Source organism: Nocardioides sp. Leaf285 (genome assembly GCF_001422955.1).
GTDB lineage: Bacteria > Actinomycetota > Actinomycetes > Propionibacteriales > Nocardioidaceae > Nocardioides > Nocardioides kribbensis.
Genome location: NZ_LMNH01000006.1, coordinates 12,498 through 36,985, shown reverse-complemented (window position 1 = coordinate 36,985; position 24,488 = coordinate 12,498). Strand labels below are relative to the sequence as shown.

At 75.0% G+C, this 24,488-nt stretch carries 24 protein-coding genes and 1 tRNA gene; 11 read left to right on the top strand and 14 right to left on the bottom strand.

What is annotated here, in order from left to right:
* The first annotated feature begins 43 nt into the window (after positions 1-43).
* A complete protein-coding gene (locus tag ASF47_RS19610; RefSeq protein ID WP_056865729.1) occupies positions 44-469 on the top strand; it encodes a pyridoxamine 5'-phosphate oxidase family protein in 426 nt (141 codons plus the stop codon).
* 71 nt (positions 470-540) lie between these two features.
* Entirely contained in the window at positions 541-2,760 is a 2,220-nt protein-coding gene (locus tag ASF47_RS19605; protein ID WP_056865728.1) for an acyltransferase family protein, read from the top strand.
* Here the strand turns inward: ASF47_RS19605 and ASF47_RS19600 are convergent.
* A complete protein-coding gene (locus ASF47_RS19600) occupies positions 2,672-3,490 on the bottom strand; it encodes an alpha/beta hydrolase family protein (RefSeq protein WP_056865727.1) in 819 nt (272 codons plus the stop codon). The genes ASF47_RS19605 and ASF47_RS19600 overlap by 89 nt on opposite strands.
* A gap of 252 nt (positions 3,491-3,742) precedes the next feature.
* Between ASF47_RS19600 and ASF47_RS19595 the strand changes: the two genes are divergently transcribed.
* Entirely contained in the window at positions 3,743-4,747 is a 1,005-nt protein-coding gene (locus ASF47_RS19595) for a hypothetical protein (protein WP_156698077.1), read from the top strand.
* A 31-nt stretch (positions 4,748-4,778) separates the two neighbouring features.
* Here the strand turns inward: ASF47_RS19595 and ASF47_RS19590 are convergent, their stop codons facing one another.
* Complete coding sequence (locus ASF47_RS19590; RefSeq protein ID WP_056865725.1) at positions 4,779-6,902, bottom strand: DEAD/DEAH box helicase; 2,124 nt, start codon at positions 6,900-6,902, stop codon at positions 4,779-4,781.
* Between the two features lie 386 nt (positions 6,903-7,288).
* Between ASF47_RS19590 and ASF47_RS19585 the strand changes: the two genes are divergently transcribed.
* A complete protein-coding gene (locus tag ASF47_RS19585; RefSeq protein ID WP_056865724.1) occupies positions 7,289-7,582 on the top strand; it encodes a YiaA/YiaB family inner membrane protein in 294 nt (97 codons plus the stop codon).
* Positions 7,583-7,628: 46 nt separating this feature from the next.
* Here the strand turns inward: ASF47_RS19585 and ASF47_RS19580 are convergent, their stop codons facing one another.
* Both ASF47_RS19580 and ASF47_RS19575 read right to left on the bottom strand, forming a co-directional pair.
* Positions 7,629-9,005, bottom strand: a complete 1,377-nt coding sequence (locus ASF47_RS19580) for an aldehyde dehydrogenase family protein (RefSeq protein ID WP_056865723.1) — start codon at positions 9,003-9,005, stop codon at positions 7,629-7,631.
* Entirely contained in the window at positions 9,005-9,964 is a 960-nt protein-coding gene (locus ASF47_RS19575) for a TauD/TfdA dioxygenase family protein (protein ID WP_056865722.1), read from the bottom strand. Before ASF47_RS19575 ends, ASF47_RS19580 begins: the two co-directional genes overlap by 1 nt.
* A gap of 157 nt (positions 9,965-10,121) precedes the next feature.
* Between ASF47_RS19575 and ASF47_RS21390 the strand changes: the two genes are divergently transcribed.
* The 3 genes from ASF47_RS21390 to ASF47_RS19565 all read left to right on the top strand — a co-directional run bounded on the left by ASF47_RS21390 (position 10,122) and on the right by ASF47_RS19565 (position 12,329).
* Positions 10,122-11,063, top strand: coding sequence for a universal stress protein (locus tag ASF47_RS21390; protein WP_056865721.1), 942 nt, complete (start codon positions 10,122-10,124; stop codon positions 11,061-11,063).
* Between the two features lie 260 nt (positions 11,064-11,323).
* The gene (locus tag ASF47_RS21385) at positions 11,324-11,488 is read left to right on the top strand and encodes a hypothetical protein (protein ID WP_156698075.1); all 165 of its coding nucleotides are present in this window, start codon (positions 11,324-11,326) and stop codon (positions 11,486-11,488) included.
* Between the two features lie 4 nt (positions 11,489-11,492).
* Positions 11,493-12,329: an acyl-CoA thioester hydrolase/BAAT C-terminal domain-containing protein gene (locus tag ASF47_RS19565; protein ID WP_082500541.1), complete on the top strand. Its 837-nt coding sequence runs from the start codon at positions 11,493-11,495 to the stop codon at positions 12,327-12,329.
* Between the two features lie 25 nt (positions 12,330-12,354).
* On the opposite strand, the gene ASF47_RS19560 is transcribed toward ASF47_RS19565, so the two are convergent.
* The 7 genes from ASF47_RS19560 to ASF47_RS19530 all read right to left on the bottom strand — a co-directional run bounded on the left by ASF47_RS19560 (position 12,355) and on the right by ASF47_RS19530 (position 17,854).
* Positions 12,355-12,427, bottom strand: a tRNA-Ala gene (locus tag ASF47_RS19560).
* An 83-nt stretch (positions 12,428-12,510) separates the two neighbouring features.
* On the bottom strand, positions 12,511-13,527 hold the full coding sequence (gene sepX, locus ASF47_RS19555; RefSeq protein WP_056865719.1) for a divisome protein SepX/GlpR: 1,017 nt from the start codon (positions 13,525-13,527) through the stop codon (positions 12,511-12,513).
* Positions 13,528-13,605: 78 nt separating this feature from the next.
* Positions 13,606-14,211, bottom strand: a complete 606-nt coding sequence (locus tag ASF47_RS19550) for a GNAT family N-acetyltransferase (RefSeq protein WP_227489022.1) — start codon at positions 14,209-14,211, stop codon at positions 13,606-13,608.
* Positions 14,208-14,735 (bottom strand): MogA/MoaB family molybdenum cofactor biosynthesis protein, encoded by a 528-nt coding sequence (locus tag ASF47_RS19545; RefSeq protein ID WP_082500540.1) that lies wholly within the window; start codon positions 14,733-14,735, stop codon positions 14,208-14,210. Before ASF47_RS19545 ends, ASF47_RS19550 begins: the two co-directional genes overlap by 4 nt.
* Positions 14,732-15,211: a cyclic pyranopterin monophosphate synthase MoaC gene (gene moaC / locus ASF47_RS19540; protein ID WP_056865717.1), complete on the bottom strand. Its 480-nt coding sequence runs from the start codon at positions 15,209-15,211 to the stop codon at positions 14,732-14,734. The genes ASF47_RS19545 and moaC overlap by 4 nt, the downstream gene beginning before the upstream one ends.
* Positions 15,211-16,443 carry a molybdotransferase-like divisome protein Glp gene (gene glp / locus ASF47_RS19535; protein WP_056865806.1) on the bottom strand — a complete coding sequence of 411 codons (1,233 nt, stop codon included), beginning with the start codon at positions 16,441-16,443 and terminating at the stop codon, positions 15,211-15,213. The genes moaC and glp overlap by 1 nt, the downstream gene beginning before the upstream one ends.
* Positions 16,436-17,854 (bottom strand): UTP--glucose-1-phosphate uridylyltransferase, encoded by a 1,419-nt coding sequence (locus ASF47_RS19530; protein ID WP_056865716.1) that lies wholly within the window; start codon positions 17,852-17,854, stop codon positions 16,436-16,438. Before ASF47_RS19530 ends, glp begins: the two co-directional genes overlap by 8 nt.
* A 23-nt stretch (positions 17,855-17,877) precedes the next feature.
* On the opposite strand from ASF47_RS19530, the gene ASF47_RS19525 reads away from it, so the two are divergent.
* Positions 17,878-18,474 (top strand): 5-formyltetrahydrofolate cyclo-ligase, encoded by a 597-nt coding sequence (locus tag ASF47_RS19525; protein ID WP_056865715.1) that lies wholly within the window; start codon positions 17,878-17,880, stop codon positions 18,472-18,474.
* A 46-nt stretch (positions 18,475-18,520) separates the two neighbouring features.
* Here ASF47_RS19525 and ASF47_RS19520 read toward each other — a convergent pair whose 3' ends face one another.
* Positions 18,521-21,211 (bottom strand): penicillin acylase family protein, encoded by a 2,691-nt coding sequence (locus tag ASF47_RS19520; protein ID WP_082500539.1) that lies wholly within the window; start codon positions 21,209-21,211, stop codon positions 18,521-18,523.
* Between the two features lie 96 nt (positions 21,212-21,307).
* On the opposite strand from ASF47_RS19520, the gene ASF47_RS20860 reads away from it, so the two are divergent.
* The 3 genes from ASF47_RS20860 (at position 21,308) to ASF47_RS19505 (ending at position 22,875) form a co-directional block, all read left to right on the top strand.
* Complete coding sequence (locus ASF47_RS20860) at positions 21,308-21,667, top strand: FmdB family zinc ribbon protein (protein ID WP_056904911.1); 360 nt, start codon at positions 21,308-21,310, stop codon at positions 21,665-21,667.
* A gap of 77 nt (positions 21,668-21,744) precedes the next feature.
* Positions 21,745-22,452 carry an SAF domain-containing protein gene (locus ASF47_RS19510; RefSeq protein ID WP_082500538.1) on the top strand — a complete coding sequence of 236 codons (708 nt, stop codon included), beginning with the start codon at positions 21,745-21,747 and terminating at the stop codon, positions 22,450-22,452.
* Between the two features lie 51 nt (positions 22,453-22,503).
* Entirely contained in the window at positions 22,504-22,875 is a 372-nt protein-coding gene (locus tag ASF47_RS19505) for an MscL family protein (RefSeq protein WP_056865712.1), read from the top strand.
* 38 nt (positions 22,876-22,913) lie between these two features.
* Here the strand turns inward: ASF47_RS19505 and ASF47_RS19500 are convergent, their stop codons facing one another.
* Together ASF47_RS19500 and ASF47_RS19495 are read right to left on the bottom strand one after the other, a co-directional pair.
* Entirely contained in the window at positions 22,914-23,108 is a 195-nt protein-coding gene (locus ASF47_RS19500) for a hypothetical protein (protein ID WP_056865804.1), read from the bottom strand.
* Positions 23,108-24,337 (bottom strand): LCP family protein, encoded by a 1,230-nt coding sequence (locus ASF47_RS19495; RefSeq protein ID WP_235558816.1) that lies wholly within the window; start codon positions 24,335-24,337, stop codon positions 23,108-23,110. The genes ASF47_RS19500 and ASF47_RS19495 overlap by 1 nt, the downstream gene beginning before the upstream one ends.
* Between the last annotated feature and the right edge of the window lie 151 nt (positions 24,338-24,488).

Genomic DNA, 24,488 nt, shown 5'->3' with positions numbered 1-24,488 from the left:
GTCGGGCCGGCCACGGTGACCGGCGACGCCTAGGCTGCCCGTCATGAGCGCCTTCACCCCCGGCTGGGACAGCCTGCCCGAGCCGCTGCTGGCCTTCTGGACTGAGCGCCACCTGTGCACGCTGACCACCCTGCGGCCCGACGGGCGCCCGCACGTCGTGCCGGTGGGGGTCGCGCTCGACCCGGAGCGCGCCTGCGCGTGGGTGATCACCTCGGCGACCAGCCGCAAGGCGCTCAACCTCGCCGACCCGGCGGGCTCCCGGCTGGTGGCCGCCTGCCAGGTCGACGGCGCGCGGTGGTCGACCGTGGAGGGCACCGCCGAGGTGGTCGACGACCGGGAGCAGGTCGCCCGGGCCGAGCAGCGGTACGCCGCGCGCTACCGCCAGCCGCGGGAGAACCCCGCCCGCGTGGCCCTGCGGATCGAGGTCGCCCGCTTCGTCTTCGGCCCCGGACTGCTGCGCGCCGCCTGACCCGGGCGCCGCCGCGCCGAGGGTCCCCCACCCGGCTCGCCGAGCGCGCGCGGTGGTTAGCGTGGTGGCCAGTGAGCCCGTCCCCCGCGCGCGCAACGCACCTGCGCACCGACATCCAGGGACTGCGTGCCGTCGCGGTCGTCACCGTCGTCCTGGGCCACCTCGGCCTCGGCCCCCTCACCGGGGGGTTCGTCGGCGTCGACGTGTTCTTCGTCGTCTCGGGCTTCCTCATCACCCAGCTGATGCTGCGAGAGGTCGCCCGCACGGGCGGCCTCTCGCTCACCGACTTCTACGCCCGCCGCGCCCGACGGATCCTGCCGGCGGCCTCGCTGGTCCTGGTGGCCAGCGCGGTCGCCTCGGCGCTGTGGCTGGGCCCGCTGCGCGCCCCCGAGGCGTTCGTCGACGTCGTGTGGGCCGCGGCCTTCGCGGCCAACGTCCGCTTCGCCGAGCGCGGCACCGACTACTTCGCGCAGGACCTCTCCCCCTCGCCGGTCCAGCACTACTGGTCGCTGGCGGTCGAGGAGCAGTTCTACGTCGTGTGGCCGCTGCTGCTGCTCGCCGTCGTGCTCCTGGCCCGGAGCCGCCACCGGGCCCGGGCCGCCGGACCCGGCCAGCCCGCCCAGCCGGTGCCGCTGGGAGCGCTGGCCGGCGTGCTGGTGGTCGTGGCCGCCGTCAGCCTGGCCTGGTCGGCGCATCGCACGGGCGAGGCCCCGACGGCGGCGTACTTCTCCAGCCTGACCCGCGCCTGGGAGCTGGCGCTGGGGGCGCTCGGTGCGGTGGCCGTCGCAGCCTGGCCCGCGAGGCGCACCCTGCCCCGCGCGGTCGTCGAGCCGCTGGCGCTGGCCGGGCTGGCCGCCGTCGGCTGGGCCTGCCTGCGGCTGACGCCGGCCACGCCGTTCCCCGGCACCGCCGCGCTGGTGCCCGTGCTCGGCACCCTCGCGGTGCTCCTCGCCGGCGCGACGGCCACGCGCTCGGTGGTCGACCGGGCGCTGTCGCTGCGTGCGCTGCAGCTGCTCGGCGGCTGGTCGTACTCGATCTACCTGTGGCACTGGCCGCTCGTCGTCATCCCCTCGGTGCACGTCGGCCGGGCCCTCACCCTCGGCGAGAAGCTCGCCCTGGCCGGGCTGACCCTGCTGCTGGCCGCGCTGACCACACGCCTCGTCGAGGACCCCGTACGCCGCGCCCGCGGCCTCGCGCTGCCGTGGCGCGGGCTGGTGCTCTACCCCACCACGCTGGCCCTCGTCGTGTCCTCGGCGGTGGCCGCCGGCGCCTACGTGCAGCGCACGCAGGGCGAGGGCGGGCGCGGTGCGGCGATCACGCTGCCCGACGACTGGCGCCACGAGCTCGGCACCGACGACCCGGCCACCGCCCTGGTGCGCGCCTCGGCGCGGGCCAGCCGTGAGGGGCGCGCCGTGCCGCGTCGCCTCAGCCCCCCGCTGACCCGCCTGCTCGACTCCACCGCCGACCTCGCCGGCTGCGACTACCGCGACGACACGCTGCGCGAGCTGTGCCCCCGCGGCGACCAGGACGCCGAGCGCACCGTGGTGCTGCTGGGCGACTCCCACGCACGCCACTGGATCCCGGCGCTCGAGCCGGTCGCGGAGCAGGCGGGCTACCGCGCCTACTACCTGGCCAAGCCCCAGTGCGTGCCGTGGCTGGTGACCTCGCTGCGCGGCGGCACCGAGGAGCCCTTCACCGCCTGCGACGACTTCAAGCGCTGGGCGCTGGAGCAGGTCGAGCGGCTCCAGCCCGACCTCGTGGTCGTCTCGAGCTCACCGGGCACCAGCAGGGGCGTGCTCGTCGACGGCGAGGTGGTCGACGACCCCGAGGAGACCGCCCGTGCGGTGCGCCGCGGCACGACCGCCCTGCTGGAGCGTCTCGACGCCGCGGCGGGGCGGACGGTGCTGCTGGCCGACGTGCCGATCCTGGCCGACGACCCGGGGCCGTGCCTGTCCTCGCGCCCGCGGTCGCTGCGGGCCTGCCTGACCCACGAGCGGCCCGACCACCGGGCCGCGGCCGCCGCACAGGTGCGGGCGGCGGACGCCGTCGGTGTCGGCTCGGTGCGCACGCGGCAGTGGTTCTGCGCGGGCGACGACTGCCCCGCCGTGGTCGGCTCGACGGTGCCCTACCGCGACGGCGGGCACGTCACCACGCAGTACGCCGAGCAGCTGGCCCGCCCGCTGGGGGTGTCGCTGGGCCTGCTCAGGCGCAGGAGTTCGCGAAGCGCACCAGGTCGAAGGCGCTGTAGTGCGACGGGTCGTCGTGGGGGCCCTGCACCGGCCGCACCGTGACCTCGGCGCCGGCCTCGCGCAGCCGCCCCGCCATGACCTCGGTGTTGTCCTCGAAGGGCACGTAGGGGTCGACGGGCGAGGCGACGAAGCGGTAGCGCACGTCGGCGGGGAAGCGCGAGGCGTTGTCCACGGGGTTGCGGACGAAGGGCCACGGCTCGCCGTCGTAGGCGGCGCGGATGAAGCCGTCGGCGCCCGGCACGTTGCCCATCGTGCGCATGTCGACGGCGGCCTTCACGCCGTACCAGCACGGCGGCGACTCGATGCCGTGCACGACGGCGTTGAGCGAGGTGGTGGCGCCCATCGAGGTGCCGATGAAGAGCTTGACCTCCGCGCCGCCCTGCTCCTCGGCCCACGCGATGAGGCGCTCGGTGTCCTCGGTGGAGGCGGGGTTGCCCCAGGCCTCCCGGTGGAAGAGGGACGAGGCGACCACCCAGCCGTCGCGCCGCAGCGCGTCGAGCCACGGACCGTCCATCTTGTCGTTGACGTTGCCGCCCTGGCCGTGGAAGAAGACGGCCACGCCCTTGGGCTCGTCGGTCGGCGGAAGGTTGATGCGCACGGGCTGTCCCGCGAGCACCGAGGTGACCTGCTCGCCGGGGTGCTCGCCGCTGGCCCCGGTCGTGGCGAGCACGAGCCCGAGCGCGAGGACCCCGGCGAGCACGGCCTGGGCCACGCGCTTGGGCACCGACGAGCGACGCCGAGGGGCTCCGGGGATCGTCGACGGCGAGGTCATGGCGACGATTATCAACCGCGGCGGGCTGTTTCCCACATCGATCCGGCAGATCGGTGGCAGCGGTCCGGTCGACCCCGCCGGTCCGGCGCCGCGGATCGAGACCGGATCGTGATGGCCGCCCGCTGGGATCCGCGGGTCCGCGGGCGGGGCGCCGGGTAGGAAGGGAGGCGTCGACGCGGGAGCTGCTCGGAGCCCCCGCACGGGCCGAGGAACGGCGGTGGGCGGATGCTCTCGCGACGCACGCGCACCCGCGTGGCGGCCCTCCTGCTCGCGCTCTCCGCGGCGCTCGCCGGGTGCGCACCGGCGGGTGACGAGGGCGGGGCCGGCGACCTGACGGTGCCGGTCGGAGCCCCGACCTACGACGTCGCCGCGCCGGCGTGGGCCGTCGGGCGGTCGCTGCACGTGGGTGACGTCGTGCTCGACGTGCGCCCCGCGCCCGAGGCGTTCGTGGTGACGACCGCCGGCGTCTACTACCTGGCCCGCGGCACGCTGTGGTTCACCGACGGCGCCGACCCCGTGGCGGTCGCGGAGGTGGACACCGACCGCCTGGCCCTGTCCACCGACGGGCGGCACCTGGGCCTGCTCGACCGGGTGCACGGGCCCACGGACGAGGCCGGCGTCGCGGCGGCGGTCGCCGTCGTGCTCGACGTGACCACCGGCAAGGAGGTGCTGCGGACCCGTCCCGCTCGACCCACGGTCGACGTCGCCGCGCTCTACGCCGCGCAGCCCCCGGCGTTCGTCGGGTTCGACGAGGACGCCGCCTACGTCGCCGACCCCCTGGTCGACGGCGTCACCCGGCTGCCGCTCGACGGCGGGCCGGGCGGGCCGGCCCCCACCGACCTGCGGGTGGACCGCTCCCTGGGCTCCGAGGTCGACGTCGTGCGGACGACGGCGGGCCACCTGAGGCTGGCCCGCGACGGTGAGCGGCCCGACGCCCGCGCCCTGCTGTCGCCGGCCGGCGACCTGCTCCACCCCCTGGGCGCCGCGACCCCGCCCCGGGCCTACGACGCCGCCTCGGGGGTGCCGGTGCGCTTCGACCCGGGCGAGCGGTGGTTCCAGCTCGGCGGCTGGATCGACCAGGACACCTACTACGGCGCGGCCAGCGCCGACGGCTCCTCGGCCGGGCCCAGCGGGCGCACCGTCGTCGTCGCCTGCGACGTCAGGGCACCGCGGTGCCGGCCGGTCAGCGCGGAGTTCCAGCTGCCCACCGGCCCCGAGCTGGTCTTCGGCACCGGCAGCCCCGCGACCGCTCGCTGAGCCGCCCCGGGGCCGGGCCCCGGGACGGCTCTCAGCCGCGCGCCTGGAGCGCCTCGGTCAGCAGCGCGACCAGCGCCTCCAGCTGCACGTCGACCGAGCTGGACACCTCGTCGTCGGAGCCGTCGAGCGCCCGGGCTGCCAGGCCGGCCTTGCTGTCGATGAGCTCGGCGACCTTGGTGTCGATGGTCTGCGCCGCGATGATCCGCCACGCCGTCACCGGCTCGGCCTGGCCGATGCGGTGGATCCGGTCGATGGCCTGGGTCTGCTCCGCGTCGGTCCACGACAGCTCGGCGAGCACCAGGTTGGAGGCCACCTGCAGGTTGAGCCCCACGCCGGCCGCCATCAGCGAGCAGACGACGATCTGGACGTCGGGGTCCTCCACGAAGGCGTCGATGTTCTTCTGCCGCACGCGCGGGGTCTGGTCGCCGCGGATCGAGGCGTAGCTGATGCCCCGCTTGGCGAAGGTCTGCTCCGCGACGTCCATGACGTCGAGGTGCTTGGCGAAGAAGACGACCTTGCCGACGTTGCGCGCCAGCTGCGCGGCGTAGTCGGCCGCGAGGCCGGCCTTGGCCTGGCCGATGCGCCGCATCATCGAGAACACGTTCTCGTCGGTCTTCGTGGTCGTGGTGTCCTCGCGCTCCCACGTCGCGACCCGGCGCACCAGCTCGTGGTCGATGCCGGCCACGGTGCGGCCCGAGGTGCGGGTGGCCAGCGCGGTGTCGTAGCGCGCGACCATGCGGCGGGCCAGCTCGCGCTCGGCCTCGCGGATGGAGCGGCCGATCTCGTCGTCGAGCTCGACGGGCAGGTCGGCGACGCGTCGTGCGGGGATGTCGGAGGCCACGTCGACCTTGCGGCGCCGCACGATGCCCATGTCGACCACGGCCGCGCGGGCCGCGGGGTAGAACGCCGGGTCGGCCGGGGTCATCCCGGTCTCCTCCAGCTTCTCCATCAGCCGGGCGCGCGGGGTCTTGTCGTCGGTCCAGCCGAGGAACTGCCAGATGGCGCGGAAGTCCTCGATGTCGTTGATCAGGGGCGTGCCGGTGAGCGCCATCAGCAGCGGCCGGGCGATGCGGGCGCGGATCCGCTCGGAGAGCTGGAGCACGTGCTGGGAGCGCTGGGAGGTCTTGTTCTTGATGAAGTGGGCCTCGTCGACCACCATGCCGCGGAAGCCGAGGTCGCCCAGCCAGCCGACGTGGCGGTCGAGGATCTCGTAGTTGACCACCACGATGTCGGCGAAGCCGTCGACGGTGTCGCCGTTGCCGTGGACCACCGTGACCGCGCGGTGCGGCGTCCAGCGCTCGGCCTCGCGGGCCCAGTTGGTCTTCACCACGTTGGGCACCACGACGAGCAGCGGGTAGGCCCCCGCCGCCTGCGCGGCCAGCAGCGCCTGGGCGGTCTTGCCCAGGCCCGGCTCGTCGGCCAGCAGGAAGGTGCGGTGGCCGTCGGCGGCGGCCTGCACGACCTGCGCCTGGTGGTGCATCAGCTCCAGGCGGCCCGGCGCCGCGACGGACGCGGTGTCGGGCAGCGGCATGCACGCGGAGTGGCCGCCGGCGTACTCGAAGGAGCGCAGCAGGGGGCCGATGAGCTCCCAGCCGGCCAGGCGACGCGGGCGCGGCTCGGTGGGCTCGGCGTTGGCGAAGTCGGGCACCAGGAAGGGGTTGGCCAGCTTCCGGGCGATCACCGACTGCGGCACGATCCGCTTCTCGGCCAGTCCGGTCGCCGGGGTCTCCTCGCGGTCGGCCACGACGCGCTGCTCGATGCCGGCGGCCTCGAGCATCTCGCGCTTGAGCAGCGCGGCCGACTCCGAGAGCCGCGCGTCCTCGGCGAGCAGCTGCAGCAGGGAGGTGTCGCGCGCCGCGGTCTTGGCCAGGATGGTGGCCACGCCGTCGAGGCGCTTGAGCTGCTCGGCGCGCTGGGCCTCGGTGACCTCCTCGTCGGCCTTGACGCGGGCCCGCTCCTCGCGCACCAGGATCGCGACGACCTGGAACTTCGTGCGCAGCGAGGAGGCGACCGACCCGCGGGCCACGCCGTTCTCGACCTCGCGCACGGCACGCGCCAGCACCGGGATGATGCCCTCGTTGTCGATGTCGCGCACACGCCGTTGGCGCGTCGCGGTGCGGGACCCGCCTGAGCGGCGCTGGTCTCGTCGAGCCACGTACTCCTCCTCTGGAGCGCCCGGCGTGCACGACCCCGTCGCGGGGTGGCGGCCCGCGCCGGCGGCGCGGCGACCGTCTCGGACGCACGGGCCGGGCGGCCGCTGCGTCACGTGTCCATCGCGTGTCTCGGCCCCGACCCGACCACGGGGGTTCGGGACGCCGAGGGGCTGCTGCCGGTCTCGGCGTGGAGCCGCGGTCACCGGGTGGTGACCGCCTGGCGGCTGCGGGCCGCCCCTGGCGCCACGGGCGCCGGGGCACCCGGAGGCGCCGCGACCATGCTAGCCGCACCCGGGCCGGTTGAGCACTCGGGCTCAGGCGCGGCGCGGCGGACGCCGCCAGGCTGGTGGGCACACCGGCCACCCCGGCCCCGACCAGGAGGACCACCATGAGCTCGCCGAACCCCCGCAGCACCCAGAACACCACGGCCTTCTTCGCCCAGGCCGCGATCTCCTTCGGCGCCGCCCTGCTCGGCCTCGCGATCGCCGTGCTCTACCTGCCGGTCGACCCGTGGGTGCGGGCCTTCCTCGCGATGACCACGCTCTTCCTGGTCTCCTCCTCCTTCACCCTGGCCAAGGTCGTGCGCGACAACCAGGAGAACAGCGCGGTCACCACCCGTCTCGACCAGGCCCGCGTCGACAGGCTGCTCGCCGAGCACGACCCCTTCCGCGCCGTCTCCTGAGGCTCCCGACCCGGGGCGGCACCGGTCGGCGCGGCGCGCGCGTCGTTCAGCGCGGCACGCGCGTCATCACGTGCTTGAAGCGGGAGTAGTCGTCGATCGAGCGGGTCGACAGCTCCGCGCCGTAGCCCGACGCACCGAATCCGCCGAAGGGCATCTCCGAGACCGTCGTCAGGTGGTCGTTGACCCACACCGTGCCGAAGTCGAGGCCTCGGGTGAAGCGGTCGGCCCGGGCCAGGCTCGCGGTCCACACGCTGGCCGCGAGTCCCTGCTCGACGTCGTTGGCCAGGGCCAGCAGGGCCTCGTCGTCGGGGGCTCGCTGCACCGTCACCACCGGGCCGAAGACCTCGCGCTGCACCACCTCGTCGCGCTGCCCGACCCCGCTCAGCACGGTGGGCGCGTAGAACCAGCCGGGGCGCTCGAGCCGGCGCCCGCCCACCTCGACCCGGGCCCCGCCCGCGACCGCGCGGTCGACGAAGCCGGCCACGCGCTCGAGCTGGCGCCGGCTGACCAGGGGGCCCAGCCGGGTGTCCTCGTCGGCGGGGTCGCCGACGCGCAGGTCGCGCACGGCCTCGACGTACGCCGCCAGGAAGGCGTCGTGGACGGAGTCGGCCACCAGCACCCGGCACGCCGCGGTGCAGTCCTGGCCGGCGTTGAGGAAGCCGGCCGGCACCAGGGTGGCGACGGCGTCGTCGAGGTCGGCGTCGTCGCAGACCACGACGGGCGCCTTGCCGCCCAGCTCGAGGTGCACCCGGGTCAGCGACTCGGCCGCGGTCGCCGCGACCGCGCTGCCGGTGGCGCTGTCACCGGTCAGCGAGACCAGACGCACCCGCGGGTCGCGCACGAGGGCCTGGCCCACCTCTGCCCCGCCGAGCACCACCCCGAGCACCCCGGCGGGCAGCACGCGGGAGGCCAGCTCGACCAGTCGCAGCGTCGAGCGCGGGGTCAGCTCGGAGGGCTTGACCACCGCGGTGTTGCCGGCGGCCAGCGCCGGGGCGACCTTCCAGACGGCCTCGAGCAGCGGGTAGTTCCACGGCGTGACGAGGGCGACCACACCGAGCGGCTCGCGGCGCAGCGTGGAGGTGCGACCGGCGGCGTACTCCCCGGCGGAGCCGGCGCTCGGCACCCGGGACGCGCCGGCGAGGAAGCGCAGGTTGTCGACCACCCCGGGCAGCTCCTCGCGGGCGTGGTGGACCGGCTTGCCGACGTCCTCGGAGTCCAGCAGCGCCAGCTCCTCGGCGTGCTCCTCCACGAGGCCGGCGAGGGCGAGGAGCGCGTCGGCACGTGCCCCCGGCGTGCTGCGCGACCAGTCGGGGAAGGCCGCGGCGGCGGCGTCGACCGCGCGGGTCACCGCAGCGGTGTCGCTGGTCGCCAGGCTCGAGCGCACGCCGCCGGTCGCGGGGTCGACGAGGTCGAGCAGCGGCATCAGCTGATCAGCTCGTCGATGCGCGAGTAGGCCTGCGCGTCGCCGCGCAGCACCCGGCTGCGACGCCCGTCGATGCTCACCGGCACGTCGCCGGCCACGGTGATACGGCGCATCTCGCGGTAGGCCGTGCCGAAGTCGGCCACGGCGTAGTGCTGGGTGGCGCGGTTGTCCCACATGGCCACGTCACCGGGCTGCCAGGTCCAGCGGATCGTGTTCTCCAGCCGGGTGATCCTGTTCTGGAGCAGGGTGAAGACCGCCACGGACTCCGCGGAGCTCAGGCCGCTGAAGGCCTTGACGAAGTGGCCCAGCACCAGCGAGCGCTCCCCCGTCTCGGGGTGCACGCGCACCACGGGGTGCTCGGTCTCGAAGAGCTGGGAGGTGAAGTCGGCGCGGGTGTAGTGCGCGTCGGGCTCCTCGGAGTCCTCCTCGTGCTGGGCGTAGTCGTAGGAGTTGGTGTGGACGGCCCAGAGGTCGTCGACCAGGGCGCGCAGCGAGGCGGGCAGCGCGTCGTAGGCGGCCACCGTGTTGGCCCACACCGTGTTGCCCCCGAAGGGCGGGAGCTCCACGGCGCGCAGGACGCTGATCGCGGGCACCCGGTCGACGAAGGTGACGTCGGTGTGCCAGGCGTTGGCGGCCATGCCCTTGTCGGCGCTGACCCTGAAGACCCGGGCGCTGCCGGTGTTGACGGTCGGGTGGGCGGTGGTGAGGGGGCCCATGGTCTCGGCGAAGGCCTGGTGCGCGGCGTCGTCGAGGTGGTCCTGGCCGCGGAAGAAGACGACCTTGTGACGCAGGAGGGCCCCGCGCACGGCCGCGACCGTCGCCGCGTCGAGGTCGCCCCCGAGGCGCACGCCGTCGACGCGCGCCCCGATGCGGGCGCCGAGCTGGTGGACGTCGAGCCGGTGGACGTCGAGCCGGTCGCCGCCGAGGGCGGCCTCGGGGCGGTCGAGGGTGCTGGTCATGGCTGCTCCTGCGCGCGTCGGGTCGGGTGGCGTACCAAACCATAGTGACACACGTGAGTTACTCGGGTTCGACTCACGGCGGGGCCGGGACGCACGACCCCCGACGTCAGGACGTCCGCCCCTGCCCCGCGGCGCACGGTGCGTCGAGGCTGGGGGCATGGACCTCTCCCCTCGCCCCGACGACCAGACCCTGCCCGCCGCGAGCGCCGGCGAGACCGCCCACGTGCCGCCGGGCAGCATCGTCGTGGGCGTCGACGGGTCGGAGACCGCGGCCCAGGCGCTGGTGTGGGCCTGCGACCAGGCCGACCTCGAGCAGCGCCCGCTGACCCTGGTGCACGTGCTCGAGCCCGTGCAGGTGCCGGCGTCCGGCATGTACGCCACCACGGCGATCGACTACGGCCTGCTGCTCGACCAGGTGCGCGAGGGCGGGGCCGCGCTGCTGGCCGCCGCCGAGGCCACCGCCCACGAGCGGGCGCCCGGCGTGGTCGTGCACCGCGTGATGTCGAGCGCCGACCCGCGTGGCGTGCTGCTCGGGCTCTCGCGCCAGGCCGCGATGGTCGTCCTCGGCTCCCGCGGCCGCGGCCCGCTGCGCAGCCTGCTCCTCGGCTCGGTGAGCGTCTCGGTCTCCAAGCACTCCTCCTGCCCGGTGGTGGTGCGCCGACCCGACCACCCGCAGCGCCCGCGGACCGGCGTGCTGGTCGGTGTCGACGGCACCGCGCGCTCCCTCCCGGCCGTCGAGTTCGCCTTCCGGATGGCGTCCTTCCGCGGGCGCCCCCTGATCGTGCAGCACTCCTACTTCGACGCCACCGAGGCCCTGGCGATCCAGCGCGGGCTGCCCGCCCCCGAGCTCGCCGACGAGCAGGCCCTGGTGGCCGAGTCGCTGGCCGGGATGGCCGAGAAGTTCCCCGAGGTCGACGTGGAGGTCAGGCTGGGCCGGGGCTTCGCCGACCACAACCTCGTCGAGGCCTCCCGCGACGCCGACCTGGTGGTCGTCGGCCACCAGGTCGACGGACCGCTGGAGGACCTGCTCTACGGCTCGGTGGCCCCCATCGTGGTCGAGCACGCCCTCGGAGCCGTCGCCGTCGTGCCGGTGCCCTGATCCGGCCCCCTCGCGGTCAGGTGGTCGCGGTGCCGGGCGAGCCCGGCCAGCGGCGGACCGCCGGGGGCACCGAGGGCCGACGGTCCTGCCGCCGCGCCCTGGAGGTCACCTGCTCGACGGACCCGGCGGACCCCGGGCGAGGGCGGGCCGGGCGGTGCGCCGGGCGCGGGGCGGCACTCACGCGTCAGCCCTCCGTCACGGCAGCGTCACGCCGGTGGCGGCGGGCCGCGGCGGCACGGCGAGACGCGTACGGTCGCACGATGAAGCTCACCTGCACCTACCGACCGCGCAACGCGTGGGGTGAGGAGGTCGAGCGCCACGTGGAGGGCCCCGACCCCCGCTCCACCGCCGACTTCCTGGCCCTGCTCGACGCCGAGGCCCCTGACGGCCACGAGCTGGTCAGCGTGAGGATCGTGCGACGCTGAGGGCGTGAGGCCCGCCCCCGACGTCCACTGGTCCGCTCCCGTGCCCGCGGCCGACCGCGGCACCGGCGTGCTGGTGCTGGCCGGCTCCAGCGGCCGCCTCGACACCGGACGCGCCGACCTCCTCGCCGCCCACGGCGCCACCGCGGTGGCGCTGCGGTGGTTCGGCGGGCAGGGCCAGCCGGCCCAGCCGTGCGAGGTGCCGCTGGAGACCTTCGCCGGCGCCCTCGACCGGCTGGCCACCTCGTGCGAGCGGGTGGCCGTGCTCGGCATGTCGTACGGCGTGGAGGCCGCGCTGCTGCTGGCCTGCCACGACGAGCGCATCGACGCCGTGGTGGCGCTGGCGCCCACCGACGTGGTCTGGGAGGGCGCCCGGGAGAACGACGACGACCCGCCGCGCCCGAAGTGGACCCGCCACGGCGCCCCGGTGCCGTTCGTGGCGCTCGACCGCACCTGGACCCCGCCGCCCGACCCGGCCTTCCTGGAGGTCTACGAGCGCAGCCGCGCGCGGGCCGCCCCCGAGGCGGTCGCCGCGGCCACCCTCCCGGTGGAGCGGATCGGCGGCGACGTGGTGCTCGTGGCCGGCGGCGACGACCGGGTGTGGGACAGCGAGGGGCAGGCCCGGCGGATCGCCGCGCGCCGCGCCGCGGCCGGACTCGCGACCACGGTGGTGGTCGATCCCGCCGCCGGTCACCCCGTGGTGCTGCCCGGCGAGGACGCGCCCGACCTGCGCCGGCCCTACCAGGTGGGTGGCGACGCGGGCGCGCCGCAGCGGCTCGGGGCGCTGGCCTGGCCCGCGATCGCCGACGCCCTGCGCCTGGCACGACGAAGGCCCGCAGCCTGAGGGCTGCGGGCCTTGCGTCGATCGGTGGAGCTGAGGGGATTCGAACCCCTGGCCTTCTCATTGCGAACGAGACGCGCTACCAACTGCGCCACAGCCCCGGGTGCGTCACCGCCGACGAGCGGCGGGCGATGCGGTGGGAAACGTTAGCACCGTCGCGGCGCCGTCACGAATCCGATGCCCGTCAGGAGCCCGTGCGGCGGGAGGACCCCTCCTCGCGGGCGGCCTTGGCCGCGCGGGCCTGGTCGTCGGCCTCGCGGGCCAGCGCCGAGTCGGCCTCGGAGCGCCCGGAGGTCCACACGCCGGTGTCGTCGAGGTCGATGGTGCGCACCGTGCGACGGGCCGCGGCGGGCTTGGAGACGTAGGTGGGCAGCGTGACCGGCACGGGGTCCCACAGGGCGGCGTCCGGGGTGGGGTCGGCCTGCACGGCGCTGATCTCCTCGGTCACCTCGCCGGGCAGCTCGAACTCCTCGCGCGGCTCGGGCGCGGGCGCCTCGAGGGGCCCGGCGGCCAGGGCCACGTCGAGCACGACCTCGGAGACGAAGGTGACGGCGGCGTGGGGGGCGTCCTCGGTCGCGCCGGTCCCGCCCGTGCCGGCGGCTGCGGTGCCGGCCGGGGTGGCGGGCGCGCGGCGGGCGCGGCCCAGACCGCGCTCCTGGCGCACCATCAGCCGGCAGGCCACCAGCCAGGCCACCAGCAGGGCGCCGGGGGCGGTGAGCGACCACCAGGAGACCACCGCGGTGGCGGCGAGCACGCCGACCACGACGAGGGCCAGCAGCAGGACGGCCAGCACGTTGCGACGGCGGCGCGCGGCGCTGCGCGCGGCCGCGCGACGGGCCACCGGCGACGGCGTACGGGTCGGAGCACCGGCGGCGTCGACCGTCGCGTCGGTCGGGGGCGCGGGTGCCGGGGAGGAGACGGACACCGTGGACTCCAGGCGCACGGCCTCGCCGGCGGGGCCGGCCGCGGCACCGCCCTTGGTGGTCACCACGGGGCCCGAGGGGGCCCGGCCGGGCTGCACCACCAGGCGTGCGTCGCGCCGATCGACCGGCTCGCGCCGGGCCAGCACCCGCATGCTCTGGGAGAAGCGCTCCACCGAGCGGCTCCGCGTCACCTCGTCATGGTGGCGCAGGGCCTTCGGGACCAGGTAGACGGCCCACGCCACGGCGAGGGCGAGGAAGATGAATGCGCTCAGGTCCACCCCCGCAGCCTAGGTTCACTGCCTCAGGGGCTCTCGGATGTCAACCCGTGTGTCGCAGATCAGCTGCTGGGAGCGGGCTCAGACCACCCGGCGCAGCAGCCCGTCGGGGCAGTCCTCGGCGGTGACGGCGTAGAGCCGGTGGTCGCGCCAGGCGCCGTCGATGTGGAGGTAGCGCGGGGCGTAGCCGACCTCGGTGAGCCCCAGCTTCTCGACCACGCGCAGGGAGTTGGAGTTCTCCGGGCGGATCGCCACCTCGATGCGGTGCAGGCCCAGCCCGGTGAAGCAGTGGTCGATGACCATCGCCACCGCGCGCGGCATGATGCCGCGACCCGCGGCGTCGCGGTCGAGCCAGTAGCCCACCGAGGCGAAGAGCGCGGAGCCCCGCACCACGTTGTTGACGGTCACCTGGCCCACGAAGCGGCCGTCCACCTCGACGACGAAGGGGTACGTCGTGTCGTGGCGGGCCTGGCGGTGCAGCCGGCGCACCAGCGCCCGGAAGGTCGTGGGCCGGTCGTCGCCGCCCGGCGGCACCGTGGCGTCCCACGGCATCAGCCAGGCGGCGTTGCGACGCCTCGTCGCGCGCCAGGCGTCGGCGTCGCCGCGGCGCAGCGGACGCACGGTGACCTCCTCGTGGCGCAGGGCCACCGGCCAGGCCGACCGCGGGGGGCGCTGGTCACGGCTCAATGGTCGCTCCCCACGACCTGCTCGGCCGCGTGCACCAGCACGGGCGTCAGCACCGCCAGGCCGTCCTTGACGCCGCCGCGCGAGCCGGGGAGGTTGACGACCAGGGTGGTGCCGACGACGCCCGCGATCCCGCGCGACAGCATCGCCGTCGGCACGCCCTGGGCGACGCCGTGCGCACGGATGGCCTCGGCGATGCCCGGCACCTCGCGCTCGACCACGCTGCGGGTGGCCTCCGGGGTGCGGTCGGTGGGGGTGAGACCGGTGCCGCCGGTGGTGAGGACCACGCGGGCCCCCGCCTCGACCGCGGCGCGGATCGCCGCGGCGACCGGCTCCCCGTCGGGCACGACCGCCGGCTCGCCGACCTCGAAGCCCAGCCCGAGGAGGGCCTCGACGATGAGCGGTCCCGTGGTGTCGGCGTACACGCCGGCGGAGGCGCGGTTGGAGGCCACCACCACGGCGGCGGGCAGGGCGCGGCGGACCGTCGGGGCGGCCTGGTCGGTCTGGTCGGTCGGGTCGGGGGTCATCGCGCCCAGTCCCCCGACTTCCCGCCGGTCTTGGTCTCGACGCGCACGTCGGTGATCACCGCGCCCTTGTCGACCGCCTTGACCATGTCGACGACCGTGAGCGCGGCGACCGAGACCGCGGTGAGCGCCTCCATCTCCACGCCGGTGCGGTCGGTGGTGCGCACGGTCGCGAGGATCTCCACGGCGTCGTCGGCCACGGCGAGGTCGACGGTGACGCCGGAGACCGCGAGCGGGTGGCACAGGGGGATCAGGGCGGGGGTCTGCTTGGCGCCCATGATGCCGGCGATGCGGGCCACGGCCAGCGCGTCGCCCTTCGGCACGCCCTCCCCGCGCAGCAGGCGGACCACCTCGGGCGAGACGAGCACCCGCCCGGAGGCCGAGGCCGTGCGGGCGGTGACGGCCTTGGCCGAGACGTCGACCATGCGCGCGGCGCCGGTCTCGTCGACGTGGGTGAGCCCGCCCGGGCGCTCGCCCATCAGAACTCCTCGTCGAGCCGGATGACCTGCACCGGCTCGCCGGCGCCGATCGACAGCGTGTCCTCGGGCACCACGATGAGCGCGTCGGAGGCCGCGAGGTCGCCGACCAGGTGCGAGCCCGACCCGCCGACCGGGGTGACGGTGGCCTGCCCCGAGGCGGCGTCGTACTCCCCGCGCAGGAACTGGCGCCGACCCGGCGGCGAGGTGATGGCGTGGGTCAGCCGGGCCTGCACCAGGGGGCGGGAGTGGGGGGTGATGCCCATCATCTTGCGCAGCGCCGGCAGCACGAACATCTCGAAGGAGATGTAGGAGGACACCGGGTTGCCCGGCAGGCAGAAGATCGGCGTGGCGTCGTCGCCCACGGTGCCGAAGCCCTGAGGCTTGCCCGGCTGCATCGCCACGGGGCCGAACCACACCGTGCCCAGCGGCCGCAGCGCCTCCTTGACCACGTCGAAGTCGCCCATCGAGACCCCGCCCGAGGTCACCACGACGTCGGCGCGCACGAGCTGGTCGGCCAGCGCGTCGAGGAAGGCGCGCGGCTGGTCGGGCACGATCCCGACGCGGTAGGCCAGCGCCCCGGCGCGACGCGCGGCGGCGGCCAGGAGGTAGGAGTTGCCGTCGTAGATCGAGTCGTGGCCCAGCGGCTGCCCGGGCTCGCGCAGCTCGGTGCCGGTGGAGAGGATGACCACCCGCGGGCGGGGACGGGAGGCGACGCTGGCGCGACCCACCGAGGCGAGCAGCCCGAGGTGGCGCGGGCCCAGGACGGTGCCCTCCTCGATGAGCAGGTCGCCCACCGAGACGTCGTCGCCGGCCACCCGCACGTGCTGGCCCGGCGAGGGCGAGCGCTCGATGCGCACGCGCGCGACCCCGTGGTCGGTCCACTCGTAGGGCACGACGCAGTCGGCGCCGCTGGGCACCGGCGCGCCGGTCATGATCTTGGCCGCCGTGCCGGGGGGCAGCGTCAGCAGCTGGGCGTTGCCGGCACCGATCTCGCCGACCACGGGCAGCTCGACGGGCGACTCCTCGCCGGCGTCGGCGACGTCGGCGTGGCGCACGGCGTAGCCGTCCATGGCGGAGTTGTCGAAGGAGGGCAGCGCGATGCCGGCGGTGACCGACTCGGCGGCGGCGAGGCCGAGGGTCTCCATCAGCGGCTGCTGCACGTGGCCCAGCGGGGTGATCGCCTCGAGCACCCGCGCGAGGTGCTGCTCGACGGTGATCGGGGCGTCAGCCACGGGCACGACCGTCGGTGGCGCCGGCCGTAGAGCCCTCGCCGGTGAGGACCTCGCCGCCGGGCAGGCGCTGGGCCGAGCGCGCCGAGAGCGCGACGTCGCCGACGACCTGCACGCCCTTGCCGAAGGTGAAGTCGCCCTCGACGCGCAGCGAGGAGGCGGCCTTCATCGAGGGCGCGCCCTCGGGGAAGCGCTTGTCGAACTCGCCGACCAGCTTGTAGAAGTCGCCGTCGAGGTCGACGAAGGGCACCTCGTCGGCGGTCTGGTCGAGCACGAAGTCGCGCCCCAGGTCGTAGACGTCGGAGCGCAGCACCAGCAGGTCGTTGGTCGTCTTGACCGGCACGAAGCGGTCGCGCCCGACCTCGATGAGCGTGGAGCCCTCGAAGACCTCGATCGCGGCGCCCATCGCGGTCTCGATCTGCACGACCTCGGTGGTGGACCTGTCGCCGGGGTCGACGTTCTTGACGTTGCGGATCATGGGCAGGCCGAGGATGCCGTCGCGCTGGTCGAGGGCCGCCTTCATCGCGGCCAGGTCGAACCACAGGTTGTTGGTCGAGCAGAACCGGTGCCGGTCGAGGTCGGCCAGGGCGTCCTTGTCGGCGTCGAGGGTCTGCGCGGTCTCGCGCAGCACGATCCGGCCGTCGGAGCGACGGCGCGCGAAGTGGCCGCCCTTGCGGTCCGAGGGGGTGCGGCGCACGGCCTCGATGGCGAAGGGCGCGCCGCTCGCGGCGAACCAGCCGGCGACGCGGGCGTCGGGCACGGCGCCGAGGTTGTCGGAGTTGGAGACGAAGACACGCTCGTAGCCCGCCGCGATCAGCTCGTCGAGCAGGCCCGTGCCCCGCAGCGCGGTGTAGAGGTCACCGTGTCCGGGCGGACACCACTCCAGGTCGGGGTCCTTGGGGTACTCGACCGGGGCGAGGTCCTTGAGCCGCAGCTTGGGCTCCTTGTTCTGCAGGAACTCCAGCGGCAGACCGGCGACCGGCAGGTCGTCGTAGCGCGCGAGGGCGGCCATGGTGTCGCCCGAGGTGCGGAAGGAGTTCATGAAGATCAGCGGCAGGGTGGCGTCGTACTGCGTGCGCAGGTGCAGCACCTGGCGGGCGATGATGTCGAGGAAGGACAGCCCGCGGCGCACGCACAGCAGCGACTTGGCGCGGTCCATGCCCATCGAGGTGCCGAGGCCGCCGTTGAGCTTGATCACCGCGGTGGTGCGGATGGCCTGCGCGGCGACCTCGTCGGAGACCTCGACGTCGGCCAGCGACTCCATGTCGACCGGCTCGATGGTCGACTCCGGGATCATCCCGGTCTCGCCGTGCTCGAGGAGGCGGTAGTAGTGGGAGAACGTGTCGATCGCGACCTCGTCGACCCCCGCGGCGGCCATCTTGTCGCGCGCCATGTGCAAGCCAGGTGAACCCATGATGTCGATCGTAGGCTTCCGGGGTGGCCGCCTCGCAACCTCCCGCCCGATCCGCGGCCAAGACCGCCCTGCGCGACCGGCTCGTCACCGCCCGTCGTCGGCGCCCGCTGAGCGAGCGGGCGGAGGTCGCGGCGGCCGTGGCGGCCCACCTGCTGGCCGCGCCCGAGGTGCGCCGCGCGGCCACGGTCGCGGCCTACGTCGCGGTCGGCGACGAGCCCGGCACCGCTCCCCTGCTCGACGCCCTCGAGGCCTCGGGGCGCCGCGTGCTGCTGCCCGTGCTGCTCCCCGACGACGACCTCGACTGGGCGGCGTACGCCGGGCCGGGCTCGCTCGCCCGCGCCGGCCGGGGCCTGCTGGAGCCCGTGGGCCGGCGGCTGGGCCCCGAGGCCGTCGCGACCGCCGACGTGGTGCTCGTGCCGGGCCTGGCCGTCTCACCGCGCGGGGACCGGCTCGGCCGCGGGGGCGGCTCCTACGACCGGGCGCTCGCGCGGGTGCCGGTCGGCACCTTCACCTGCGTGCTGCTGCACGACGAGGAGGTCGGCCTCGACGTGCCCGTCGACGCCCACGACCTCCCCGTCACCGCCGCCGTCAGCCCCGCCGGCGTGGTGCGACTGCGCTGACCCGCGGCCTGGCACGCGGCCTGCTCCTCCGGTCTACTCCTCGGGTCTACTCCTCGGCGGGCGCCAGCGTCATCGTGTCGTCGGCGGCGGCGCGCACGGCGTCGGGGCTGAAGGCCCAGGCCAGGGTCTCGCCGCGCGCCCACAGGTCGGTCTGGTCGGTGTAGTGGGGGTGGAAGGGGTGGCCGCTGACGCCGGTGAGGTTGATCCACCGCGAGTCGTCGAGGTCGGCCAGCGACACCACCATCCGCATCGAGGGGGCCGCGGTCACGGTGTAGCCCTCGGCCGCGTCCCACGCCGTGGCGTCGACCGCGGAGCCGCCGCCGCCGGCCTTCCACCCGCCGCGGTTGACCAGCCACTCCACGGGCGCGATGCCGGAGTCGCCGAGGGTCTGCTCGCGCAGCTCGAGGCGGTGCAGGTGGCCCCACTCCCAGTCGTCGGCGTCGTGGGCGTCGAGGCGCGTCAGCTCGTCGCGGGCGTCGAGCATCGACTGGCGCAGCACGTCGTCGCGGGTCTCGACCACGTCCTCGGTGGTGACGTCGTCCCACCACGGGTCCCGGGGCTCGCGCAGCAGCCGCTCCATGACGGCCCACCAGCGCTGGCCGCCGTCGGGGCGCACCTCGGGTGAGAGCTCGTCGTCGAAGGTCTGCTGCAGCACCGTGCGCCACACGACGTTGAAGTAGGCCGCCGCCGCGCTCTGCGGACCCTCGGCGGGCTGGGTGAAGTCCCAGTCGCGCAGCTGGCGCTGCCCGCCGGTGTAGTAGCCGCCGGGCATCCGCTGCTGGAGCAGGTACGGCGTGAGCACCGGCCCCAGCGCGCTGGCGGTATCGAGCTGCAGGTCGGTCATGTCGCCCACCGACACCGTGCCGCCGTCGGCGAAGCGGTCCTCCAGCACGTCGCGGATGCGCTGGGAGCGGTAGCCGCGGTCCCAGTCGTCGGTGAAGAAGGAGGGGAAGTCCTGCGCGACCACGGCCTGGTTGGCGGTGACGACGAAGCCGTCCTCGGGGTCGAGCACGTGGGGCAGCGAGCTGAAGGGCAGGTAGTCACCGGTCCAGTCGTTCTCCGAGCGCCAGCCCGCGGCGGGCAGCCGCCCGTCGTTGCCCGACTTGCGGATCGGGATCCGCCCCGGCGCCTGGTAGCCGATGTGGCCCTCGCGGTCGGCGTAGACGAGGTTCTGCGCCGGCACGGCGAAGGAGGAGGCCGCGGCCCGGAAGGAGTCCCAGTCGGTGGCCAGGTTCAGCTGGAGGATCGCGTCGGCGGTCGGGGCCGGGCGCAGCGCGGTCCACTGCAGCGACACCGCGAGCTCCTCGCCCTCGCGCACCGCGCCCCCTGGCGGATCGGCCGCCTCGGCGTCGGCGACCCGGCCGATCGCCTCGGAGACGTCGGAGAGGATCGGCCCGTGGGCGGTGGCGCGCACCTCGAGGGTGACGTCGTCGCCGTCGCGCACCTCCACGGTCTCGGTGCGGGTGCGCAGCGGGCGGCGCTCGCCGTCCTGGATCCAGCTGTCGCCGTCGACGCGCTCGAGGTAGAGGTCGGTGACGTCGGGGCCGAGGTTGGTGAAGCCCCAGGCGATGTCGGCGTTGTGGCCGATCACCACCCCCGGCACCCCGGAGAAGGTGAAGCCGGCGACGTCGAGGGCGCAGGCGGGCGACACCGTGCGGCAGTGCAGGCCCATCTGCATCCAGACCCCGGGCAGCCCGACCCCGAGGTGGGGGTCGTTGGCCAGGATCGGCGCGCCGGTCGTGGAGTGCTCGCCGTCGACGACCCAGGAGTTGCTGCCGACGCCGTCGCCGCGCCCCAGCCACGCCGGCAGGTCCTCCAGACCGCGACCGACCGCGCGCAGGGCCGCGACCTGGTCGGCGCGCCACGGCGGGCGGACCGGGTTGCGGGAGCCGCCCCGCTCGGCGTCCTGCTCGAAGACGTCGTCCACCACCGCCCCCTGGTCGACGATCGGCGCGTGCTCGTCGTACGGGTAGGGCGGCCAGAGCTCGGCGGCGCGCTCCGGGCCGACGTCGGCGGCGGTGAGCACCCGGTCGATCTCGTCGGACATGTTGCCGCGCAGGTCCCACGCCATGGCCTTGAGCCAGGCCAGGGAGTCCACCGGCGTCCAGTCGGCGGGGCGGTAGTCGAGGCCGCTGAGGTCGAGCAGGGTGTACTCGATCGCGATCTCGGAGGGGTCGTGCTGGTCGAGGTAGGCGTTGACGCCCTCGCTGTAGGCCTCGAGCGCGGCGCGGGTCTCGGGCTCGAGCAGGCCGAGCTCCTCCTCGGCCACCCGGCGCCAGCCCATCGTGCGCACCACCAGGTCGCTCTCCAGGGCGGCCTCGCCAAAGAGCTCGGCCAGCCGGCCGGCGGTGGCGTGGCGGCGCACGTCCATCTCGTAGAAGCGCTCCTGGGCCTGCACGTAGCCCTGGGCGCGCACGAGGTCCTCCACCGAGTCGCCGTAGAGCTGGGGCACGCCGTGGTCGTCGCGCACGACCTCCACCTCGCCCTCCAGGCCCGGCAGGCTGGCCTCGCCCGTGGTCTGCGGGAAGGGCCGGCGCACCACGACCGTGGCCGTCACCAGGCCCGCGAGCAGCACCAGCACGAGACCCACCACGACGTACGTCGAGACGCGCAGCGAGCGGGGCAGGCCGCGGAAGACGACCCAGCCGGAGGCCCAGGCCCGGCGGGTGCGCCGCGGCCACGAGGCCGGGCCGACCTGGGTCGGATCGGGCGAGGACGGGGCGGCGGGGTCGGTCATGGTGGACCTCATTGTGCCTTGGCGTAGCATTGGCAGTCGCCGGGTCGGAGTGCCAATCCCTCCCCCGGAAGCCGTCGAGTCCGACCGGGGAGAACCGTGCCGACCTACCAGTACGCCTGCACCGAGTGCGGGCACGCCTTCGAGCAGTTCCAGAGCTTCTCCGACGCCTCGCTCACCGAGTGCCCCCAGTGCCACGGGCGCCTGCGCAAGGTGTTCAACGCCGTGGGCGTCGTCTTCAAGGGCTCCGGCTTCTACCGCAACGACAGCCGCTCCACCACGACCTCCTCCGACGCCGGGTCGTCCTCGACCACGCCCGCCGCGCCGGCCGCCTCGGGCGGGTCGGGCTCGTCGAAGGGGTCGGACTCCGGCTCGTCCTCGTCGGGCTCGTCCTCCACGCCGTCGACCTCCTCGTCGTCCTCGTCCTCCTCCGCGAAGCCGGCCACCAGCTCGAGCTGACCCGGACCGACCCGGCCGGGCACCGCGCCTGTGGAGAGGCCGCCGCACGGCCCGGCGATCCGGCCTAGCGTCGGGCCATGCGCTCCTTCCCCGCGTCCGTCGCCGACCGGCCACGCACGACGGCTGCCGACGGGCCCCACGCCCCGTCGCGTCGCCGGTGGCGGGAGCCGTTGCGCGCCGTCCGGCGCGCCGTGCTCGCCCGGCGCCGGGTGCTCGCCGCACTGCTGACCGCGATCGCGGTGGTCGCCGGCCTCCGGGCCGCGACCGCCCCGGCGGCGCCGACCCGCCCGCTGCTCGTGGCGGCGCACGACCTGCCGGCCGGCACCGAGCTCACCGCCGCCGACCTGGTGCGCGTCGAGCAGGTGCCGGGCACGCAGCCGGCCGGCCTGGCGCCCGACCCGGTGGGGCGGGTCCTCGCGGCGCCGCTGCGCCGCGGCGAGGCCGTGACCGACGTGCGCCTGGTCGGGCCCGCCCTCGCCCCCGAGGGCCTCACCGCGGTGCCGGTGCGGCTGCCCGACGCCGAGATGGCCGGCCTGCTGCGCGTGGGCGACCGGATCGACCTCATCGCCACCGACCCGCAGGGCGCCGAGCCCCGGGTGGTGGCGCCGGGCGTGCAGGTGGTCGCGCTGCCGGGTGACGCGGCGTCGACCGGCACCGGCGGCCAGGGAGGCGCGGGGCTGGGGACGACCGGTCGCGTGGTGGTGGTCGCCGCACCCGACGTGCTGGTCGCGGGCCTGGCCGATGCGGCCGTGCGCACCTTCCTCACCTGGGCGTGGGCCCGCTAGCGTGCCGCCCGGGGCGGGACCGGCTCGTCCCGCGCACCCGAGGGAGAGCCCATGCTCGGTGGATTCAAGAACTTCCTGCTCCGCGGCAACCTGGTCGAGCTGGCCACGGCCTTCATCATGGCCGCCGCCTTCGCCTCCGTGGTCACCGCGACCGTCACGGTCATCATGGACCTGATCGGCAAGATCGGGGGCACGCCGAACTTCTCCGAGTACAACCCCGGCGGGGTCTCCGTCGGCGCGTGGCTGACCGCGCTCATCTCGTTCGTGATCATGGCCGCAGTCGTCTACTTCTTCATCGTCACGCCCTTCACCAAGGCCAAGGAGCGCTACTTCCCGAGCGCCCCTCCCGGCACGCCCGAGGACACGATGCTGCTGCGCGAGATCCGCGACGCGCTCAAGGGCCAGCAGACCCCCGGCGCCTGACCCGGGCCCGGCCCGCCCGGCGGGCCGGGACCCGTCGGTCAGGACCCGTGGTGCGGCGGCACCTGCTCGCGCAGCCAGGTGTCGCCGTCGCGACGCTCGCGCTCCCCCGAGGCGTCCCGCTCGTCGCGGGTGGTCTCGGGGAGCGCGTCGCCGAAGATCTCGGCCAGGCGCTTGCGGCGCTGCCACGCCGTCTCGGCCGGGAGGTCGCCCGGCGTGTCGCCCGCGGTCGCCATCAGGCGCACAGACCGGCGGCGCGCAGCTCCTCGGCCTTCGCCTCGGCGCCGGCCCCGCCGCCGCTGCCCCCGGAGCCGCCGGCCCCGGTCGTGCCGGGCACGTTGCCGGCGCTGATGGCGCTGCTGGTGAGCTCCTTGGTGAGGGGCTCGTCCTTGCGCAGCGCGTTCCAGACGTTGTTGGCCTGGTCGGTCCACACCAGCCGGTTGGGGTCGGTGGGGTCGACGGTGTTGGGGATGGTGAGGAACTGGATCTTGTCCAGCCCGATGTCGCGGAACTCGTAACCCAGCTTGGCGATCTTGGCCAGGCTGCCCATGTCGTCGTCGAGGGTGAGCGACTCGGTGGCGGCCTCGAGGAAGCCGAGCAGCCGCGCGGGGTTGGCCAGGGTGTTGGCCGAGACCACGGTGTGGGCCATGGACGCGATGAAGGCCTGCTGGCGCTTCATGCGACCGATGTCGCTGCCGCCGGAGACGGCGTAGCGCTCGCGCACGTAGTTGAGCGCCTCGCGGCCCTCGAGCTCGCGAGTGCCGGCCTCGAGGTAGATCCCGTGGGCCCGGTCGTCGATGGTCTCGGGGATGCACATCTCGACGCCGCCCACGGCGTCGACCATGTCCTCGAAGCCCTCGAAGTCGACGACGACGAAGTGGTCGAGGCGGATGTCGGTGAGGTGCTCGAACTGCTGCACCGTGCAGGCGGGCCCGGCGAGCTCGAAGGCGGTGTTCCACATCTGGTAGGACGCCGCCGGGATGGTCTCGCCGTCGCCGGTCTTGCAGCTGGCGCGGTCGACCATCGAGTCGCGCGGGATGCTCACGCCGTAGGCGCGCTCGCGGTCTGCCGAGAGGTGCAGGAAGATCGTGGTGTCGGAGCGCTCGCCCCCGCCGGTGAGCCCGTCGATGTTGTTGCCCTCCCCGTCGCGGCTGTCGGAGCCCATGACGAGGATGTTGAGCGGCTCCTGGGGTCCGGCCACCTCGACCTTGTCGGGACGCTCGCCCACGATCTGGTCGTCGATGTCGAGCACCGTGAGGTTGCCGCTGAGGTGGCGGTAGAGGTAGGTCACCGACAGCCCCGACACCATGCCGAGCACGAGCACCGTGGTGAGCACGACCTTGAGGACCGTGTGGGAGCGGCGTCGTCGAGCGCGTCGCTTCCCGGTGCGGGTCACGGCGGTGTCGGGAGTCGCCACGTCGGGCTGGCCGGTCGAGCCGTGCTCGGTCTGGTCGGGCACTGTCACCTCGGGAGTCGGGGATGCGGACCCACGGTAGACGGGTCGACCTAGTGTGCGGCGACAGCCGCGTTACACCCAAATCACCTCGCGCGCCCAACCGCCGCGCCGGACGTGCCGCACATCGCGGTCTGCGCGTGGAGGGAGGTCGGTGACGTGG

What these genes read in the sequence shown, in the direction of transcription:
- ASF47_RS19610 (WP_056865729.1), top strand. Translation starts at nt 44, where the DNA reads ATGAGCGCCTTCACCCCCGGCTGGGACAGCCTGCCCGAGCCGCTGCTG.
- ASF47_RS19600 (WP_056865727.1), bottom strand. Translation starts at nt 3,490, where the DNA reads ATGACCTCGCCGTCGACGATCCCCGGAGCCCCTCGGCGTCGCTCGTCG.
- ASF47_RS19585 (WP_056865724.1), top strand. Translation starts at nt 7,289, where the DNA reads ATGAGCTCGCCGAACCCCCGCAGCACCCAGAACACCACGGCCTTCTTC.
- ASF47_RS19580 (WP_056865723.1), bottom strand. Translation starts at nt 9,005, where the DNA reads ATGCCGCTGCTCGACCTCGTCGACCCCGCGACCGGCGGCGTGCGCTCG.
- ASF47_RS19575 (WP_056865722.1), bottom strand. Translation starts at nt 9,964, where the DNA reads ATGACCAGCACCCTCGACCGCCCCGAGGCCGCCCTCGGCGGCGACCGG.
- ASF47_RS21390 (WP_056865721.1), top strand. Translation starts at nt 10,122, where the DNA reads ATGGACCTCTCCCCTCGCCCCGACGACCAGACCCTGCCCGCCGCGAGC.
- ASF47_RS21385 (WP_156698075.1), top strand. Translation starts at nt 11,324, where the DNA reads ATGAAGCTCACCTGCACCTACCGACCGCGCAACGCGTGGGGTGAGGAG.
- ASF47_RS19545 (WP_082500540.1), bottom strand. Translation starts at nt 14,735, where the DNA reads ATGACCCCCGACCCGACCGACCAGACCGACCAGGCCGCCCCGACGGTC.
- moaC (WP_056865717.1), bottom strand. Translation starts at nt 15,211, where the DNA reads ATGGGCGAGCGCCCGGGCGGGCTCACCCACGTCGACGAGACCGGCGCC.
- ASF47_RS19530 (WP_056865716.1), bottom strand. Translation starts at nt 17,854, where the DNA reads ATGGGTTCACCTGGCTTGCACATGGCGCGCGACAAGATGGCCGCCGCG.
- ASF47_RS19520 (WP_082500539.1), bottom strand. Translation starts at nt 21,211, where the DNA reads ATGACCGACCCCGCCGCCCCGTCCTCGCCCGATCCGACCCAGGTCGGC.
- ASF47_RS19510 (WP_082500538.1), top strand. Translation starts at nt 21,745, where the DNA reads ATGCGCTCCTTCCCCGCGTCCGTCGCCGACCGGCCACGCACGACGGCT.
- ASF47_RS19505 (WP_056865712.1), top strand. Translation starts at nt 22,504, where the DNA reads ATGCTCGGTGGATTCAAGAACTTCCTGCTCCGCGGCAACCTGGTCGAG.
- ASF47_RS19500 (WP_056865804.1), bottom strand. Translation starts at nt 23,108, where the DNA reads ATGGCGACCGCGGGCGACACGCCGGGCGACCTCCCGGCCGAGACGGCG.